At 30.7% G+C, this 17,497-nt stretch carries 15 protein-coding genes; all 15 read left to right on the top strand.

Annotated elements, in window-relative coordinates; genetic code table 11:
• The first annotated feature begins 27 nt into the window (after positions 1 to 27).
• On the top strand, positions 28 to 1,068 hold the full coding sequence (locus tag ACFQ3N_RS19840; RefSeq protein WP_390364869.1) for a phosphotransferase: 1,041 nt from the start codon (positions 28 to 30) through the stop codon (positions 1,066 to 1,068).
• Entirely contained in the window at positions 1,065 to 2,252 is a 1,188-nt protein-coding gene (locus ACFQ3N_RS19845) for a glycosyltransferase (protein WP_390364872.1), read from the top strand. The genes ACFQ3N_RS19840 and ACFQ3N_RS19845 overlap by 4 nt, the downstream gene beginning before the upstream one ends.
• A gap of 23 nt (positions 2,253 to 2,275) precedes the next feature.
• Positions 2,276 to 3,262: a glycosyltransferase family 2 protein gene (locus ACFQ3N_RS19850; protein ID WP_390364874.1), complete on the top strand. Its 987-nt coding sequence runs from the start codon at positions 2,276 to 2,278 to the stop codon at positions 3,260 to 3,262.
• 20 nt (positions 3,263 to 3,282) lie between these two features.
• Positions 3,283 to 4,479 (top strand): glycosyltransferase, encoded by a 1,197-nt coding sequence (locus ACFQ3N_RS19855; protein WP_390364876.1) that lies wholly within the window; start codon positions 3,283 to 3,285, stop codon positions 4,477 to 4,479.
• 43 nt (positions 4,480 to 4,522) lie between these two features.
• Positions 4,523 to 5,563: a glycosyltransferase gene (locus ACFQ3N_RS19860; protein ID WP_390364878.1), complete on the top strand. Its 1,041-nt coding sequence runs from the start codon at positions 4,523 to 4,525 to the stop codon at positions 5,561 to 5,563.
• A gap of 64 nt (positions 5,564 to 5,627) precedes the next feature.
• Positions 5,628 to 6,725: a polysaccharide pyruvyl transferase family protein gene (locus ACFQ3N_RS19865; protein ID WP_390364880.1), complete on the top strand. Its 1,098-nt coding sequence runs from the start codon at positions 5,628 to 5,630 to the stop codon at positions 6,723 to 6,725.
• 68 nt (positions 6,726 to 6,793) lie between these two features.
• A complete protein-coding gene (locus ACFQ3N_RS19870) occupies positions 6,794 to 8,575 on the top strand; it encodes an ABC transporter ATP-binding protein (protein ID WP_390364882.1) in 1,782 nt (593 codons plus the stop codon).
• 92 nt (positions 8,576 to 8,667) lie between these two features.
• Complete coding sequence (locus ACFQ3N_RS19875; RefSeq protein ID WP_390364884.1) at positions 8,668 to 9,879, top strand: hypothetical protein; 1,212 nt, start codon at positions 8,668 to 8,670, stop codon at positions 9,877 to 9,879.
• Between the two features lie 75 nt (positions 9,880 to 9,954).
• Positions 9,955 to 11,169, top strand: a complete 1,215-nt coding sequence (locus ACFQ3N_RS19880; RefSeq protein ID WP_390364886.1) for a hypothetical protein — start codon at positions 9,955 to 9,957, stop codon at positions 11,167 to 11,169.
• A gap of 377 nt (positions 11,170 to 11,546) precedes the next feature.
• The gene (locus tag ACFQ3N_RS19885; protein ID WP_390364888.1) at positions 11,547 to 12,419 is read left to right on the top strand and encodes a hypothetical protein; all 873 of its coding nucleotides are present in this window, start codon (positions 11,547 to 11,549) and stop codon (positions 12,417 to 12,419) included.
• Positions 12,420 to 12,442: 23 nt separating this feature from the next.
• Positions 12,443 to 13,537 carry an acyltransferase family protein gene (locus tag ACFQ3N_RS19890; RefSeq protein ID WP_390364890.1) on the top strand — a complete coding sequence of 365 codons (1,095 nt, stop codon included), beginning with the start codon at positions 12,443 to 12,445 and terminating at the stop codon, positions 13,535 to 13,537.
• Positions 13,538 to 13,636: 99 nt separating this feature from the next.
• The gene (gene rfbA / locus ACFQ3N_RS19895; protein WP_390364892.1) at positions 13,637 to 14,539 is read left to right on the top strand and encodes a glucose-1-phosphate thymidylyltransferase RfbA; all 903 of its coding nucleotides are present in this window, start codon (positions 13,637 to 13,639) and stop codon (positions 14,537 to 14,539) included.
• Between the two features lie 39 nt (positions 14,540 to 14,578).
• Complete coding sequence (gene rfbC, locus ACFQ3N_RS19900; protein ID WP_390364894.1) at positions 14,579 to 15,154, top strand: dTDP-4-dehydrorhamnose 3,5-epimerase; 576 nt, start codon at positions 14,579 to 14,581, stop codon at positions 15,152 to 15,154.
• Positions 15,105 to 16,382 carry an L-2-hydroxyglutarate oxidase gene (lhgO, locus tag ACFQ3N_RS19905; protein ID WP_390364896.1) on the top strand — a complete coding sequence of 426 codons (1,278 nt, stop codon included), beginning with the start codon at positions 15,105 to 15,107 and terminating at the stop codon, positions 16,380 to 16,382. Before rfbC ends, lhgO begins: the two co-directional genes overlap by 50 nt.
• 14 nt (positions 16,383 to 16,396) lie before the next feature.
• The gene (locus ACFQ3N_RS19910; protein ID WP_390364898.1) at positions 16,397 to 17,446 is read left to right on the top strand and encodes an NAD-dependent epimerase/dehydratase family protein; all 1,050 of its coding nucleotides are present in this window, start codon (positions 16,397 to 16,399) and stop codon (positions 17,444 to 17,446) included.
• The last annotated feature ends 51 nt before the right edge of the window (positions 17,447 to 17,497 follow it).

A 17,497-nucleotide genomic window follows, 5' to 3' on the forward strand; every position in this document is an offset into this window, starting at 1 on the left:
AAAAAGTAATAAAAAAGGTTGATCATAATGAATACATTTGTATCCCTTGGTGATTTGATAAGTGTAAATAAAAAATTGTCATTTCTATCTATGGCTCTCAAATTATTTAGCTGTAAGCCATTAATGCCAAAGAACCCAATAAAAAGGATAGAGATTGTTTATAAATATTTGATTCTTTTTAGATTAAATATTTCTTCTAACGAACATCTCTTAAGAAGTGATGGAGACGTTGCTCTAAGGGTTGCTGATAGTAATTATAAAGTAATAAATATAAAAGACAGAGTTATTCATACTATTTTCGAGGAGGAAAATGAAGATAAAATATACAGTAGTTTAAAACATAAGGATTCAAGTTCCGTTTATGAAAAGATATGTAATATTGATAAGGAAAATAGAATAATAACAGGAGTATTTTATAATGGACACCACCCTAATCTAAATAAAACAAAAAGTAAAATTCTCAAAAAAAGATTAAGAGATATGTTCATAAATTTGTTAGTTAAATCGGACATAAAGTATGTCAATGCTGATTTATACTCTAAATCACTTGTCGCTAATATATTAACTACCTTAGAAAGAAACTCAAAAAATATTATGGAAGAAGAATCTGATCTTGTTAGAAATTTTGCGATTGAGACACACCAAAGATTTATTAAAAATTTTCATGATGAATTTTTACTACTAACACTAAGTCATGGCGACATAAAACAAGATAACCTTCTAGTAGAAAACAATAAAATTATATTGATCGACTGGGAATTTTGTGAGTTCCGGTCTCCAACTTATGACATTATGAAATTTAAGTCACGATTTCCAGAATTTGAAGATAAGTTTTATTTGCATGTAAATAAGTGTTTATCAGAAAATCTTTCAAGTAAAACTAAAACGAAAAAGCATAGTAAATTAACCCATCGAGATATGGATAGTCAGTTGGATATTTACTATTTAGAAGATATTTCATTAAGGCTGTTACAGTTTGAGAACAGAGAGTTTGCAAAAGATTTTTCTAAGATAGTGAAATTTGTTAGTAGAACAATGCAAGTAAATCAAAAGGGGAATGTAGTATGAAGAAGCGTTTATTATTTGTAATTGACTCATTGCATTGTGCAGGTGCAGAAAAAAGTTTAGTAACTTTGATGGGTTTATTAGACTACTCTAGGTATGATGTTGATTTAATTTTATTTGGTCACGGTGGAGAGTTAGAACAACTTGTGCCTGAAGAGGTGAATATCCTTCCTCCTTTAAAATACACTCAATTTGCAAACACCAACTTAATAGAAGTAATTGTAAAAACGCTTAAAGAAAGTAATTATCAAATGTTATGTGCAAGACTGAAATATTCAGCAAAGATTCATAGTAAAAAATACCGTAATTCACAGAAAGCTAGATTATATTGGGAGAGTGTTTCAAAAGTAATTGAACGAAACCCAAAATCATATGATGTAGCTATTAGTTATGCTCAGGGGGTTCCGACTTTCTATGTAGCTGACAAAGTGAATGCTACTAAAAAATTTGGGTGGGTTAATGTTAGTTATAGATTAGATGGGAAAGAGAAAAAATTCCAAAATAAATTCTATGATCAATTAAACGAAATTGTTGCAGTTTCGGAATCTACAAAAGAGATCCTTTTGAAGTCTTTTCCTGAATATAAAGACAGAATAAAAGTAATTTATGATATAAGTAATCCTCAATTCATTTCCGATATGTCACAGATTGGAAATTATGAGGATTTATTTGATGGAATTAGAATAGTCACTATTGGAAGGTTAGCGAATCAAAAAGGTTATGATATTGCACTTGAGGCATGTAAGATGCTTAAGGAAGCAAACATCAATTTTAGATGGTATGCACTTGGAAAAGGGCCTTTAGAACATGAAATTAAGGAATATATAAAACAAAATGATCTAACAGAACACTTTATATTGTTAGGAGTAAAAGCAAACCCTTATCCTTTTATAAAAAATGCTGATATTTACGTACAAACATCAAAGTTTGAAGGATTTGGTATTGCCATTGCAGAAGCACGAATGTTGAATGTTCCAATTGTTACTACTAGATTTGACGCAGTCTATAGTCAAATGGTTGATGAAAAAAATGGTTTAGTTGTAGATATGGATTCTGAAGCGGTTACTAAAGGAATCTTAAGACTTATTAATGACCAGGACTTGAAAAAAGAAATTGTTCATTACTTACAATCAGAGAAAAAAGGAAATGTTGAAGAGATAGAAAAATTTTATCAGTTGATTGGATGAGTATATAGAGGGGGAGAAGAAAGATGAAGCAACCAGAAATAAGTATTATCGTTCCTGTCTATAATTCAAGCCCGTATATTAGAAAATGTATAGAAAGTATACAGGTACAAACCTTTAAGAACTTTGAACTTATTTTAGTTAATGATGGGTCCATTGATCAAAGTGGTGATATTTGTGATCAATATGCCCGAAATGATAGCAGGATAAAAGTGGTCCATAAAGAAAATGGAGGAGTGTCTTCTGCGAGAAATGCCGGATTAAACATAGCCAAAGGTGAATTTATTAGCTTTGTAGATGGAGATGACTGGATTTACAAGGATATGTTTGAAAAGTTATATAACTTATGTAGGAAATCGGAAAGTGATATTTCTATTTGCAGCATATATAGAGAATTGAACGGGGACATAGTGCATATTAAAAGGGAAGAACTCGTAAAAGAAATGGATAATATTGAGGCAATGAAGCAGTTATTTACTGGCAAATATTTTAGATTTGCTGTGTGGGCAAAACTATATAAAAAACATTGTTTCAACGACATTCGTTACCCGGAAGATAGAAGACTTGATGATTTACCAACCACATATAAAGTGGTATCAAAGGCGAACAAGGTAGTATATACAAATTACACAGGATATATATATGTATGGAGAGATAATAGTATATTAACTTCAACATATAATGAAAAAAAACTGGATGTATTTTTAGGTTGGGATGAAATCATTGCTTTCATGAATGAAAATTACCCACAACTGTCTGAAGAGTATATGTCTTGCTTTGTGTACTACAGTATGGATCATGTGTATAAAATTTTAAATCAAGTAAAGGATCCGGGTGAAAAGGAAATGTACATTCTATTCATACAACAATATATTAGAAAATATTATAAAAAGATTCTAAAAAACACACGTTTATCATTAAAGTATAAGTATTTAATAACTTTAATAAATTATGATGTTAAGTTTCTATTTTTAAATAATAAACTAAAAAAAATCGTATCTATTGGTAATTAAGAATGAAAGTGAGTAGGTCAATGAAGAAAAAAATATTATTTATGGTTATCAATATGAATATTGGTGGTACAGAAAAAGCATTGCTAAATATGGTTGCTGAAATGCCTGAAGATGAATATGATATCACTATTTTGATGCTAGAGAAATATGGGGGGTTTTTGGATTCTATTCCTAGTAAAGTTCATGTTGAGTATCTACAGGAATATTCCAAAATAAAAGAAAAACTAAATAAACCTCCAAAAAAAGTTGCAATGAGTTTTATTAAAAAAGGTAAGTTGATAAAAGGATTTGAATTCTCATTCATTGTATTATTGTCAAAACTCACAAAAAATAAATGTATTTTCTTTAAATATCTTCTGAGAGATATTCCTGAATTTGAAAATGAATATGATGTTGCTATAGCCTATGCTGGTCCCATGGACTTCATAAGCTATTTTATTTCAGCAAAGATAGAAGCAACAAAAAGAATACAATGGATACATTTTGATACTACAAAGATAGGTTTTAGCGTGGATTTTGCGAAAAGAATATATAAGCAATTTGATAAGCTATTCGTTGTTTCAGAAGAAGCAAACAATAAACTAATTGAATTTGTACCAAAATTAAAAGGAAAAACCGAAGTATTTCTAAATATGATTTCTCCTAAGTTAATATATAGTCAATCAAAAGAAGGTAAAGGATTTGATGACGAGTTTAACGGATTAAGAATCCTAACTGTGGGTCGTTTAAAAGCAGAAAAAGGTCAAGATATGGCTATTCGTGCACTATCTAGAATCATTAAAGACGGATATCAAGTAAAATGGTATTGCTTAGGAGAGGGAAGTTCTAGAAGTGAATTTGAACAATTAATAAAAGAGTATAATCTCCAGGGTAAGTTTGTACTGTTGGGAACAGATATAAACCCGTATCCTTATATTGCTCAGTGCGATCTATATGTTCAACCATCTAGGTATGAGGGTTACTGCATTACCCTTAGCGAAGCAAGATGTTTAGGTAAGCCCATTGTAACAACAAATGTTAACGGAGCAATAGAACAAATACAAAATGGAAGGACAGGGTTAATTGTGGACATAGATGAAAATGCAATTTTTTATGGATTAAAAAAAATGTTAGATGATAAGTATTTACGACAAAAATTTTCTGAGAATCTATCAAAAGAATACGTTGGCACCAAATCTGAATTAGATAAATTATATCAGATCACTAATTTAGTTTAATTTCATTAGATTAGTTTTAAGTGAATAAAGGAGTGAAATTAAAGTGAACCCACAGATTAGTATAATAGTACCCATTTACAATGTGGAGCAATACCTGCATAAATGTATCGATTCAATACTTGCCCAAACATTTAATGATTTTGAACTTATACTTGTAAATGATGGTTCATCTGATAAAAGTGGAGAAATTTGTGATCAATTCGCAAAAAAGGATATCAGGGCTAAGGTGATACATAAAAAAAATGGAGGTGTTTCTTCAGCACGTAATAAAGGTATTGATATTGCTACGGGTAATTTTATTGGATTTGTAGATCCAGATGATGTTATTGAACCAAATATGTATGACGAACTGTTGCAATCCGCAATACAACTAGACGCTGATATTGTTGTTTGCCCCATTAAGACGATAAATTTAATAATAGACAGAATATCGATTTCCTCCATTTGGAGAAACAACGTTGGCTGTGTATTAAATAAGGAAACAATTGAGAATGAAATCATTCCGTCTATCTTAGCCAATAAAACTTATAGTTTAGTATCTAGTGTCAACAAACTTTACAAAAAGTCAATATTTGATTTGTATGATATAAGATTTGATGAAAATAAACATCACAGTGAAGATGCAAGGTTGAATTTCACTTTCCTAATGATGATAAATAGTTTGGTCTTTGTGGATAAACCCTTATATACCTATTACATAAGGAAAAGAAATTCACTAACACAAGTTTTTAGATCCAATCTGTTTGATTATATAAAAGATAATAGGAGCTTTTTAATAAACATGTGTGAAAAATACAATATGAATAAAAATATTGAATCTATAAAGAATCATTTTACCAATGTCACATTATCACATATGCAGGACGTTATTATAAATACTAATTTAACTAAAGGTGAAAAACAGAAGATACTGTTGTCAATCATGGAAGATGAAGTATTTATAGATGATATATCAAGCTATTCTAGTCCAACATCTTTTTATAAGGTTGTAAAAATGCTAAGTATAAAAAAACATATAAATTTATTAATAGGCCTAGTGAGAATTAAAACGAAATATCAAAATTTTAATAAGAAGGTAAGTTAATAAAAAATTTTGTTAAAACTAAATAGTTAAGTGTATCAGATAAATATAAAGGTGGATATTAGGCATGAGTACAAAGCGAGTATTAGTAAATGCATATTTTGCCCAAAACTTAGGAGATGATTTATTTTTAAAAGTATTGTTTGATAGATACCCAAACGCTGAATTCCATTTATTAACGAAAAATGAAAATTACAATATAATATTTCAAAATTATAGTAACGTAAAAATTATGAAATCTATGAGTGTGAAAATAGGTAACCACACTTTTAATTTCTTTAGTAAGTTACACGATCTAATTATAAAGTATAAAAATTATGATGCATTAGTTAATATCGGAGGCTCTATTTTCATGGAAAGTGTGGGATGGCAAGAACGTTTAGAAAGCAGGGGTGACTTACCAAAAAAGTTTAAAAAAATAAACAGGAAAACATATATAATAGGAGCCAATTTTGGCCCTTTTGAAGATAATCTATACATTGAGAAGCATAAAGAATTCTTCTCACAGTTTGATGATATATGTTTTAGAGATAATTATTCCCACAATATTTTTAAGGAATTAGATAATGTAAGATATGCTCCAGATGTTGTCTTTAACATGGAAATTAACTTTGATGTTCAAGATAAGGAGAAAATTATAGGTTTTTCAATTATTGATGTCGAAAATAGAAAAGATTTAGAAAAGTACTTCCATAGTTATATGGAGAAAATAAAAGAAATAGTAAAAAGCTATATACAGTTAGGTTATAAAATAAAGTTATTTTCTTTTTGTGAAAAGGAAGGCGACATTAAGGCTATAAACTATCTCCTAGATAATATAGAACACACATACAAGAGACAAATAGAAGTGATCACTTACAATCTAGATATCAACTTCTTTCTTGATGAATACAAATCATGTGAGGCAATAATAGCAACAAGATTTCATTCTGTTGTTTTGAGTCTATTACTTGATCAAAATGTATTCCCAATAATATATAGTGATAAAACCTTTAATGTTATAAAAGACTTAAACATGGAAAGTAATTGCTGTTATATAAAAGACATCGATAAACTAAATACTAAAAGTCTTATTGAAATTCTAAAAGATAATAAATTGAAAGATAAAAATTTGATATCGGAATCTGAGAAACAGTTTCAAAAGCTAGATTTATTATTTGTTTAAAATTACATTCATAATTAGTGAGTTTAATTGATTATAATAACGATATCCTTTTAAAAGGTGTGAAAATGATGAAGAAATCAATTAGAAAATTATTGTTGCTTTTTAATAAAAGAGAAAAGAAAAAGTTCATTATATTATTCGCTATGATGATAATAGCAGCATTATTAGAAACGATAGGAATAGGGTTGATTGTTCCATTTGTTGGGATTGTAACAAATCCTGGTATTATTCAGGAACAGGCAATTTTATCGTTTATTTATGAATTTTTAAATTTCCAATCAACAACAACTTTTATTATATTTTCTGTTGTAATGTTACTTGCAGTATTCGTTTTAAAGAACCTATACTTGCTTATTTTCAATTATGCACAATTCAGGGTTATCTTAAATCAGCAGGTTAAATTATCCCGGGTTCTGTTTAAAGAATATTTAACAAAACCATATACTTTTCATTTGCAGCGAAATACAGCTGACTTATTGCGTAATGTGAATGGAGAAGTATCCAAGGTATTTCAAGGGATAATCATGTCAGGATTCCAGTTATTTACTGAAATTCTTGTAATTACTTGTATTCTTGTACTGTTATTGGTGACAGCACCAGTTGCAACGTTAGTAGCTTTTACTTTGTTAGGTGGAAGTGTTTTTTTATTTTTTGCATTTCTTCGGAAGAAAATTACTCTTTTAGGAAAAGAGCAGCAAAAAGTGAGTGGAACAATGATTAAATGGGTAAATCAAGGGCTGGGAGCCAGTAAAGAAGTTAAAGTATCAGGTAAAGAGAGTTTCTTTATAAATTCATACACTGGCCAGAGTCAAATCAAGGCGAACAATAGTCGATATATGAAGATGTTAGAAATAGTACCTAGATTATTTATTGAAACCTTGTTAGTATCTATTGTTCTTATTACGATGCTTATAATTGTGTTTCAAGGAACAAGTCTCACACAGCTTGTATCGACAATGGCATTATTTGCAATGGCATCCTTTCGACTAATGCCTTCAATTACACGAGTTGTTTCATTGGTTACCCGTATTCGGTATAGTCAGCCCGCTTTATCTGTTGTATATGAGGATTTATTTAATTATAAAGACGAAAATAAAAATTCAGAAGTTAAGAGTAATAAAGATACAGTAATAATTAATAAAGGTGAGAGAACTTTTGCAGACTCAATAAAACTAAACGAAGTATCTTTTCGTTACCCAAATCAGAAGGAATTGTCAGTAAAAGATATTTCATTGACTATACCAATAGGACAGTCAGTTGCATTTATTGGGGAGTCGGGCGCAGGAAAAACAACACTTGTAGATATTATACTAGGACTTTTTCGCCCAGAAAGGGGATCTGTCTTGATAGACGGAAAAAACATTTATGATCAGAAGGCATTATGGCAACAAAAAATAGGTTATATTCCACAATCTATCTTCCTATCAGATGATACTATACGTGGCAATGTTGCCTTTGGGATAGATAAAGGGAAGATTGAGGATAAGGAAGTATGGCGAGCTTTAAAACAAGCGCAGTTAAAGGAATTTGTTGAAGAACTTCCAAATAAATTAGAAACAACAGTAGGAGAACGAGGTGTAAGACTTTCTGGTGGTCAACGACAACGGATAGGTATAGCTCGTGCATTATATCATAATCCAGAAATATTATTTATGGATGAAGCAACGTCGGCATTGGATAATGAAACAGAAAAAGAAATTATGAAAGCGATCGACGGATTAAAAGGTGAAAAGACATTAATTATTATTGCACACAGATTAAGTACTATAGAAAATTGTGATACTGTCTTTAAAATCAGTAAAGCTGAATTAGTAGCTATTGATAATAAAATTGAGAAGTCAGTTATCTAAAAAATATTCGCAATAATTAGACACATTAAATATCTAAATTACAAAATTAACAGGATAAGTTCCTTAGTTCTATTAAATGGGAGTTGACAATGGTGTTGAAAATTCATAAGCCAGAGATCATTAACACAAATACTGGTGTTAGAATACAAGCTGTGTTTGAACATAACCAAAATACAGATATATTATGGTACGAAGTGGAAGATAAGTATAGCGAATATTTAACTGATGAAACGGCTGATGGCTATTTAGTTGGCTTATTATTTTACGCGTTAAAGAATGGATATGATATCGAAGTTTTGGCGCCTATCTCCCAGAATTTATACTATTCGCTTAACACTTATTTACTACCATTGTTAGCTAAAATACATGGGTATAGAAACATTAAAATAAATTGTAATGAACTAATGACTAAACCTATAGAAAACCAAGGTGCTGTTGGTACAGGTCTTTCGTGTGGTATTGATTCTTTTGCTACTATTATTGATCACCTGGATGAAAAGTGTCCTGAATATTATAAAATCACTCATTATACTTTTTTTAATGTTGGCTCTCACGGTGATAATGGTGGAGATAAAGCAAGAAGTTTGTTTAAAGAAAGGGCCGAACTAACGAGAAGGTATGCTAGTGAATTTGGAAAGGAATTTATTACAGTAGATAGTAATATTAGTGAAATATTACAAATGAATTTTAAACAAACTAATAGCATGAGAAGCTTGTCTGCAGTTTTAATCTTACAAAGGTTATTTAAGGTATACTATTATTCTTCTGGTTTTCCTTTAAAACGGTTCAGGTTGATTAAAGAAGATACAGGGGCCTATGATATTTTCAATATGAGCATGATATCTACAGAAACAATTAGGTTTTACTCATCTTGTCCTATTATGACAAGGATTGAAAAAACTGAGCTTGTTGCTGACTATACACCTTCATACAAGTATCTGAATGTTTGCTATTTTAATAAATACAATTGCGGGAAGTGTCCTAAATGCTTAAGGACTTTATTGACACTTGAAATCATTGGAAAGATTGAAAATTACACAAATGTATTTAATCTTGAAGCTTATTATTCTAACAAGCACAGATATATCGCCACTATTCTTGCAGGAAGAAAAAGTAGTAAAGTTCTAAAAGAGATCTATGATGAAATGCTAGCTAGAAAATTTAAGGTTCCATTATCTTCAAAAATTATCTCTGTTATTTATAAAATGAAAAACGGTTTCACAAGAAAATTTATGGGTAAGGGAAGATATACTCAACTAAAAAATTTAAGAAGGGCTTACTTAGATAAAAAACAGATATCGTAAAATATAAGGTAATATTCAAGTGCATACAAAGGTAATAGCCTTAGTTCCTTAGTTTATTAAAAGGAGTTGATAAATGTGTTGAAAATATACAGACCGAAAATCATTGAAACTGATGCTGGCGTTAGAATACAAGCTGTATTTGAAGATAATCGAAACAAAGATACGTTATGGTACGAAGTGGAAGAAAGATATAGTAAATATTTAGCAAATGAAACGGCTGACGGTTTTTTAGTTGGCTTATTATTTTACGCGTTAAAGAATAATTATGACATCGAGGTCCTCGCACCTATCTCCCAGAATTTATACTATTCACTTAACACTTATTTATTACCATTGTTATCGAAAATACATGGGTATAGAAACATTAAAATAAACTGTAATGAATTAATTACTAAACCCATAGAAAACCAAGGTGCTGTTGGTACTGGTCTTTCTTGTGGTATTGATTCTTTTGCTACTATTATTGATCACTTGGATATAAAGTGTCCTGAAGACTATAGAATCACTCATTATACATTTTTTAATGTAGGCTCACACGGTGATAATGGAGGGGATAAAGCGAGAAGTTTGTTTAAAGAAAGGGCTGAAATAGTTAGAAAATATGCTTATGAATTTGGAAAGGAATTTATTACATTAGATAGTAATATTAGTGAAATATTACAAATGAATTTTAAAAAAACTAATAGTATGAGGAGTATATCTGCTGCTTTGATTTTACAAGGTTTATTTAAGGTGTACTATTATTCATCTGGTGTACCAATTAAAAATTTTAATTTAAATAAAGACAGCACGAATGGTTTTGACATCTTTAATATGAGCATGTTATCAACTGAAACACTCAGTTTTTTTTCTTCTTGTCCAATTATGACTAGATTTGAAAAAACTAGAATTGTATCTGATTATAAACCTTCATACAAGTATTTGAATGTATGCTTTTTTAACAAGAATAATTGTGGGAAATGTCCAAAATGTTTAAGAACTTTATTAACACTTGATATTATTAATAAAATACAAAATTATTCAAATGTATTTAACCTTGAAGCTTATTATTCTAAAAAAAATAAATATATTGCTACTGTGCTTGCTGAAAGAAAAAGTAATAGATTTTCAAAAGAGATTTATAAAGAAATGCTGTCTAGAAAATTTAATATTTCATTATCTTCAAAAATAATGTCTGTTGGTTATAAAATCAAATTTAATCTAGCAGAAAAGTTCATGGGCAAGGGGAGATACATTAAGCTAAAAAAAACATGGGAAGGATTAAATCCAGGAACAAGCTTTAAAAAATAAAGATGGACTAAGAGTTATTGATAAAAAGTCAAGGAGAATAGAGAATGGATACAAGGAACAAAAAGTATGATTATATTCAAGTCAGAAACAAGTTATACGTTAATATTGAACAAAGTTTAGTAAGCCTATTCTTTAATTTATATTATAAATCGAGACCATTAACCTTTCTTGAAAGAAAAACAAGATATAGATTCATTAATATATCTAATCCCCTAGTTAGACTAATAAGGGTAGTGGGTATTGTTTTTCTATTCCATAAGCAAAAGAATAAATATAATAAGAAACGTGAATTTGTTAATGTATTCCCCAGTAAGTTCTATGGAACTTTTCTCATGAAGTTACGTCAAAAGGAATATAAGATCATTAATTTGAAAAAGATGGAAGTTACAACAGTATTTCCTGAGCATTTTACTTTAATAGAAGTCAAGAAAAAGCTAGGTATATTACGGAAAGCTGCAAGCTGTCAATTAGCACCTAATATACTGCAGTCGAGCTTGAAGGAAAGGTATGTAAAAGAGGAGTATATTAATTTAAAAAGGCCATCTTATAACTTATATGAGTACGAACGGTTTAATAGTGAAATAGTTCCTATACTTACAAAGATTTCATCGACTGAAATACCGAAAGTAGCAATAGTACAGAATTATTTAGAAGACATAACTACAGAGTTTTACTCATTAATAAGAAGGTACTATAAAACGACAAATACAGCAAATTATAATTTTAGAAAAATAGAAGATTACTTCTTATATATAAGAATGAAGTTGTTAAATAGGGCAAAAAAAGAAGAATTCCTTTTAGTATTCTCACATGGGGATTTTTGGGAAGGAAATATACTCAATAATTCAAACATGCACTATGTAATAGACTGGAACACTCTTGATCAAAGAAGTTGTTATTTTGACTTCTATTTTTTTATGTTCTCTCACGCAAGTCAAACTGATAAGCATCTAAGAATCAATCATCTCATTAAAAGATTACCATCTACTTATAATTTATTGCATAAGGAGTTACTTAAACAATCACATTTGAGTTCAAAACACAAATCTAGACTTATCGATAAAACGGGTATTTATCTAAATTTATTTTATATAGAATATATATATCTTAAAACTAAAGAAATTATTATAGATGAAACTGACCATATTAAGGAGTTCAATAGGTGGGTTGAACTATTTCAGGAATATGAACAAAAGATACCCAATTTAGAAAAACAAGAATATATTTTAAAGCCTGAAAAGTATATATGAAAGCGGAACGAAAGGAGGAGCCAATGAATAGTCAAAGTATAATAAATGAAGTATTTTGGCTTAGGTGTATAGCCTGTTTGGCTGTTACATTAGGTCATTCTATTCATAACGGATACTTTTTTTACCCTAATCCAACAATCAGCCATTCAGGACTATACATCTTGCAAATGGCTGTTCTTTTTGGAGTACCTGTATTTGTATTCATTTCTGAACTTCTTCTGGCAAATAAATATACTGAAAGAGTTCCTAATGGATTTATGAAGAAAAGGGTTAAAATTCTATTGCTACCTTATTTAGTTATGAGTATTGTTTATACATTTATTTCAATCGAAAATTGGACTTTACAAGATGTCCTTATAAGATTAGTAATTAGTACTTTTCTTGGAGATTCAGCAGTTTATTTTATTTTAATTATATTTCAATTTTATTTTTTACATTTGTTTCTAAGGAATTATTTAACTCACTTGCCCATGAAATTTGTTATTCCTGGAGCCTTTTTAATTAATTTTATGTATTTAGCTTTCTTCAATTTTGTAGAATCCCCTAATAATGCCATTGGAGAATTCATATGGACAAAAGGGTACTGGATGCCATTTCTTGGATGGATCTTTTATTTTGTCTTAGGTTTTTACTGTGGAAGGAATTACAAGGAATTATTAAATATTCTGAGGAAAAAATGGTTACTCTTAATGCCATTATTAGCTTTGGTATTTATGCTGTTAATGAATAGAGCTTTTCATCTCGATTATGATTCTAAAAGGGTAGATATGTTGTTATATGCCAGTTCAGTAATATTTTTTATTATGTATATATACTCCCACATTAAAAAGGTTCCTAAATTAGTGATGTTTATCAGTAACTATTCATTTAGCATATTTTTGTTAAATTTATTTTACTTTCGCTTATTAAGGAACATAAAACCACCTGACTTTCTAAATATAATAACTTATACGTTTTTAGTGTTTTTATTAACTTTACTCTTATGTATTGGTACAGCTTATTTATTTAATCAATTTAGTTTCGGAAAATATATTGTTGGGAAAATTATGCGATTTAAGGTTGATAATACTCACAAGAGTGAATACCAATATACTCCTACTGTAAAAGGCAATAAATAACGGAAAAAACAAAAAGTTAAAATATTAAAAGGCTTACTAAGGCCTTTTATTTTTTGTGACTGTTTTTCTAAAACTATTTTTATGAAGAGGTGATTTACCATGAAAGGGATTATTTTAGCTGGTGGAAGTGGCACAAGATTATATCCTTTAACAAAATCGATATCTAAACAGTTGCTGCCTATTTACGACAAACCAATGATTTATTATCCGATTTCGGTGTTGATGCTTGCGGGTATAAAGGATATTTTAATTATTTCGACTCCAGAAGATGTACCGCGATTTGAACAGTTGTTGGGTGATGGATCAGAACTAGGTATTCATTTATCTTATTTAGTTCAAGAAAAGCCTAACGGATTAGCAGAGGCGTTTATTATTGGGGAAGATTTTATTGGCCAGGATGATGTTTCCTTAATATTAGGTGATAACGTTTTTCACGGGCATGAATTTACGTCGCATTTAGAAAGGGTAGCAAGACAATTAAATGGTGCTACTATTTTTGGCTACAATGTTAAAGATCCAGAACGATTTGGTGTAGTGGAATTTGATGTTGATGGGAAAGTGTTATCTATTGAAGAAAAACCAAAGATTCCTAAGTCGAATTTTGCTATCACTGGTCTGTATTTCTTCGATAGTCAGGTTGTGGATATAGCTAAACGTGTGAAACCATCTGACAGAGGTGAACTGGAAATAACCGACATTTTAAAAGAATACGTCCTAAGAGATCAGCTAAAAGTGGATCTACTCGGACGCGGATTTGCTTGGTTGGATACTGGGACACATGAGTCATTATTGGAAGCTTCACAGTTTATTGAAATTATAGAGAAACGTCAACGTTTAAAAGTTGCATGTCTAGAAGAGATTTCCTATAACAAAGGTTATATTTCAGAATCTAAGTTATTAGAATTAGCAGAGCCTTTAAAGAAGAGTGAATACGGACAATACTTGTTTCGATTGGTAGAGATGAACAAAAGCAAAAAGAAAGGTGAATTACTAGTGAAGTAACTATTAACTGAGGAAAATTATTTTGGAGGTGCATATATCATGAAAGTAATTGATACAAAGCTTAACGGCGTAAAAGTAATTGAGCCAAGGGTTTTTAAAGATAATCGAGGTTTTTTCATGGAGAGCTTTAACCTTAAAAAATTTACAGAACTTGGGGTGGACTATGATTTTGTTCAGGATAATCATTCGTTATCACTAGATAAAGATGTTATTCGTGGTCTTCATTATCAGTTGAACCCGAAAGCTCAAACAAAACTTGTTAGGGTCATTACTGGGGCAATTTATGATGTAGCGGTGGATATTCGTAAAGGCTCACCAACTTATGGTCAGTGGATTGGTGTTACGTTGAGTGAGGAAAACCACCGGATGCTTGTAGTTCCAAAGGGATTTGCACATGGGTTTTGTACATTAACTGAGAATACACATGTTCAATATAAGGTTGATGAGTATTACTCGGTAGAGAACGATAAAGGTATGCTTTGGAATGATCCTGCGCTTGCAATTGATTGGCCAACTTCTAATCCGATTTTATCTGAAAAAGATTCTAAACAACCATTGTTTAGCGATGCAGAAGTTAATTTTCAGTATCAGGTTAAAGAGGGTGTTAATTATTAAGTATTATGATTACCTCATTGTTGGGGGTGGAATAATAGGTATGTCCATCGCAAGGGAATTGATAACTAGATTCCCAGATGAATCAATATGTATTTTAGAAAAAGAATCCGACGTTGCTCACCATTCAAGTGGAAGAAACAGTGGTGTCTTACACGCCGGATTTTATTATACTGCTAACAGTTTAAAAGCAAGATTTACAAGAGAAGGTAACCAGGAAATGACGCAATATTGTGATGAAAATAACCTAAAAATTAATAAATGCGGGAAAATTGTTGTAGCAACAGATGAGAATGAATTACAGGGGCTGAAGGAATTAAAAAATAGAGCAGAAAAAAATGGAGTTGAACTAAAGTGGATCAACGAGTCTGAGGTTAGATTAATCGATCCAAATGTAAAAACCTATAAAAAGGCTCTTTATTCGCCTACAACCTCCTCTGTGAATCCGGTTGAAGTTTGTCAAGTAGTTAAAGCTGAAGTAGTCAAAAATGGTGTAGACATTATATGTAATACCCAATATAAGGGCATATCCAATGGCGAAATTTTAACAAGCAGTGGGAAATTTACATGTCAGTATTTTGTTAATGCTGCTGGTCTGTATGCAGATAAGATTGCTAAGGATTTTAAGTTTGGTGATAAATACACGATTATTCCATTTAAAGGAATCTACTTAAAGTATGCCAAAAATAAATCAGATGTCGTGACGAATATTTACCCTGTTCCAAATTTAGCTAACCCTTTTCTAGGTGTGCATTTTACGAAGACAGTGGATGAATCAATTAAAATTGGGCCAACAGCGATTCCTGCTTTATGGCGAGAAAATTACGGAGGATTGAGAAGTTTTAAGTTTAATGAATTTTTTAGCATATTATTTTATGAGGCAAAACTATTTCTAAACAATTCTTTTAATTTCCGTTCCCTAGCAATTGAAGAAATGAAGAAGTATAGGAAATCATATTTTACTAACCTTTCTTTAAAAATGGTTCGGAAATTAGATAAAGATGGATTTGGTCAATTTATGAAACCTGGAATCCGTGCACAACTTTTAAATAAGAAAACATTAGAGCTTGTACAGGATTTTGTTGTTGAAGGAGATAATCGTTCCTTTCATATATTAAATGCAGTATCACCAGGGTTTACGTGTGCATTTCCATTTTCGAGGTATGTAGTGGATGAAATTGTAGATAAACAAGGTGGAAAATTAGAAGAAATAAGAGAAGACATTTCATAAGGGGGAAGAGCGTAGTGAAGAATGTTTTAGTGACAGGCGCAGGTGGTTATATTGGTAGTATTTTAGTTCCAAAGTTGTTAGAACAAGGTTGTAATGTTAAGGCAGTTGATCGTTTCTTTTTTGGTGTTGATAAGTTACAACCTCACCCCAATTTAACTATTGTTAATGAAGATTGCCGACGGTTAAATGAAGACCACTTTATTGATGTTAATGCGGTCATTGATCTAGTAGCAATCTCAAACGATCCAAGCGGGGAGTTATTTAAAGAAGTTACGTATGAAGTGAATTATTTAGCGAGAGTAAATGCAGCTATCCTTGCTAAGAAGATGGGTGTAAAGCAATATATTTTACCTTCATCCTGTAGCATTTACGGATTCCAGGATAAAGAGGCAGTTGTTGATGAGAGTGCAAAAACAAATCCATTAACCGTATATGCAAAAGCAAATGAAAAAGCAGAGCAAGGCGTTCTCGCATTAGCAGATGATAATTTTACTGTGACTGTTATGAGGCAGGCAACTGTTTATGGATATTCACCAAGAATGAGATTTGATGTAGCGATAAATGGTATGACATATGGTGCGTGGGAAAATGGAATTATTCCTTTAATGAGAGATGGGTCACAATGGAGACCAATGGTGCATGTGGAAGATACAACGGATGTAATGTGTCTATTACTAGAAGCAGATACTCATACCGTTAATGGTGAAATTTTCAATGTCGGATCTAATCGAAATAATTATCAACTGGGCCAACTCGCAAAAGAAATTGCAGCTGCACTACCAATTGAAGTGAAGATTGATTGGTATGGTGATCCTGATCATCGATCTTATCGTGTCAACTTTGAGAAGATCGAAAAAGCATTAAATTGGGAAGCTAAATATATAGCAGCTGATGGTGCACTTCAAATTTATAAGAAGTTGGAAAATGGAACTCTCGAGAAGACAGAACAATCGATAACATTAAATTGGTATAAGGAATTAGTTAAATGGCAAAAGGTAATTAAACAGGTGGATATGTACGGAGGGATATTAGAAATAGAGGAAAACAAGGCACTTTCACGTTAGTAAGTGAATTGCCTTTTTTAGCAGGTAAGAAAGTATAAAACTTCCTTATCT

Origin of the sequence: Virgibacillus byunsanensis (assembly GCF_042675965.1) — a bacterium.
GTDB classification, from domain to species: domain Bacteria; phylum Bacillota; class Bacilli; order Bacillales; family Amphibacillaceae; genus Virgibacillus_R; species Virgibacillus_R byunsanensis.

Excerpts from the sequence above, each read along its gene's own strand:
- ACFQ3N_RS19855 (WP_390364876.1), top strand. The coding sequence starts at position 3,283 with ATGAAGAAAAAAATATTATTTATGGTTATCAATATGAATATTGGTGGT.
- ACFQ3N_RS19840 (WP_390364869.1), top strand. The coding sequence starts at position 28 with ATGAATACATTTGTATCCCTTGGTGATTTGATAAGTGTAAATAAAAAA.
- ACFQ3N_RS19845 (WP_390364872.1), top strand. The coding sequence starts at position 1,065 with ATGAAGAAGCGTTTATTATTTGTAATTGACTCATTGCATTGTGCAGGT.
- rfbA (WP_390364892.1), top strand. The coding sequence starts at position 13,637 with ATGAAAGGGATTATTTTAGCTGGTGGAAGTGGCACAAGATTATATCCT.
- lhgO (WP_390364896.1), top strand. The coding sequence starts at position 15,105 with ATGCAGAAGTTAATTTTCAGTATCAGGTTAAAGAGGGTGTTAATTATT.
- ACFQ3N_RS19885 (WP_390364888.1), top strand. The coding sequence starts at position 11,547 with ATGGAAGTTACAACAGTATTTCCTGAGCATTTTACTTTAATAGAAGTC.
- ACFQ3N_RS19850 (WP_390364874.1), top strand. The coding sequence starts at position 2,276 with ATGAAGCAACCAGAAATAAGTATTATCGTTCCTGTCTATAATTCAAGC.
- rfbC (WP_390364894.1), top strand. The coding sequence starts at position 14,579 with ATGAAAGTAATTGATACAAAGCTTAACGGCGTAAAAGTAATTGAGCCA.
- ACFQ3N_RS19865 (WP_390364880.1), top strand. The coding sequence starts at position 5,628 with ATGAGTACAAAGCGAGTATTAGTAAATGCATATTTTGCCCAAAACTTA.
- ACFQ3N_RS19870 (WP_390364882.1), top strand. The coding sequence starts at position 6,794 with ATGAAGAAATCAATTAGAAAATTATTGTTGCTTTTTAATAAAAGAGAA.
- ACFQ3N_RS19890 (WP_390364890.1), top strand. The coding sequence starts at position 12,443 with ATGAATAGTCAAAGTATAATAAATGAAGTATTTTGGCTTAGGTGTATA.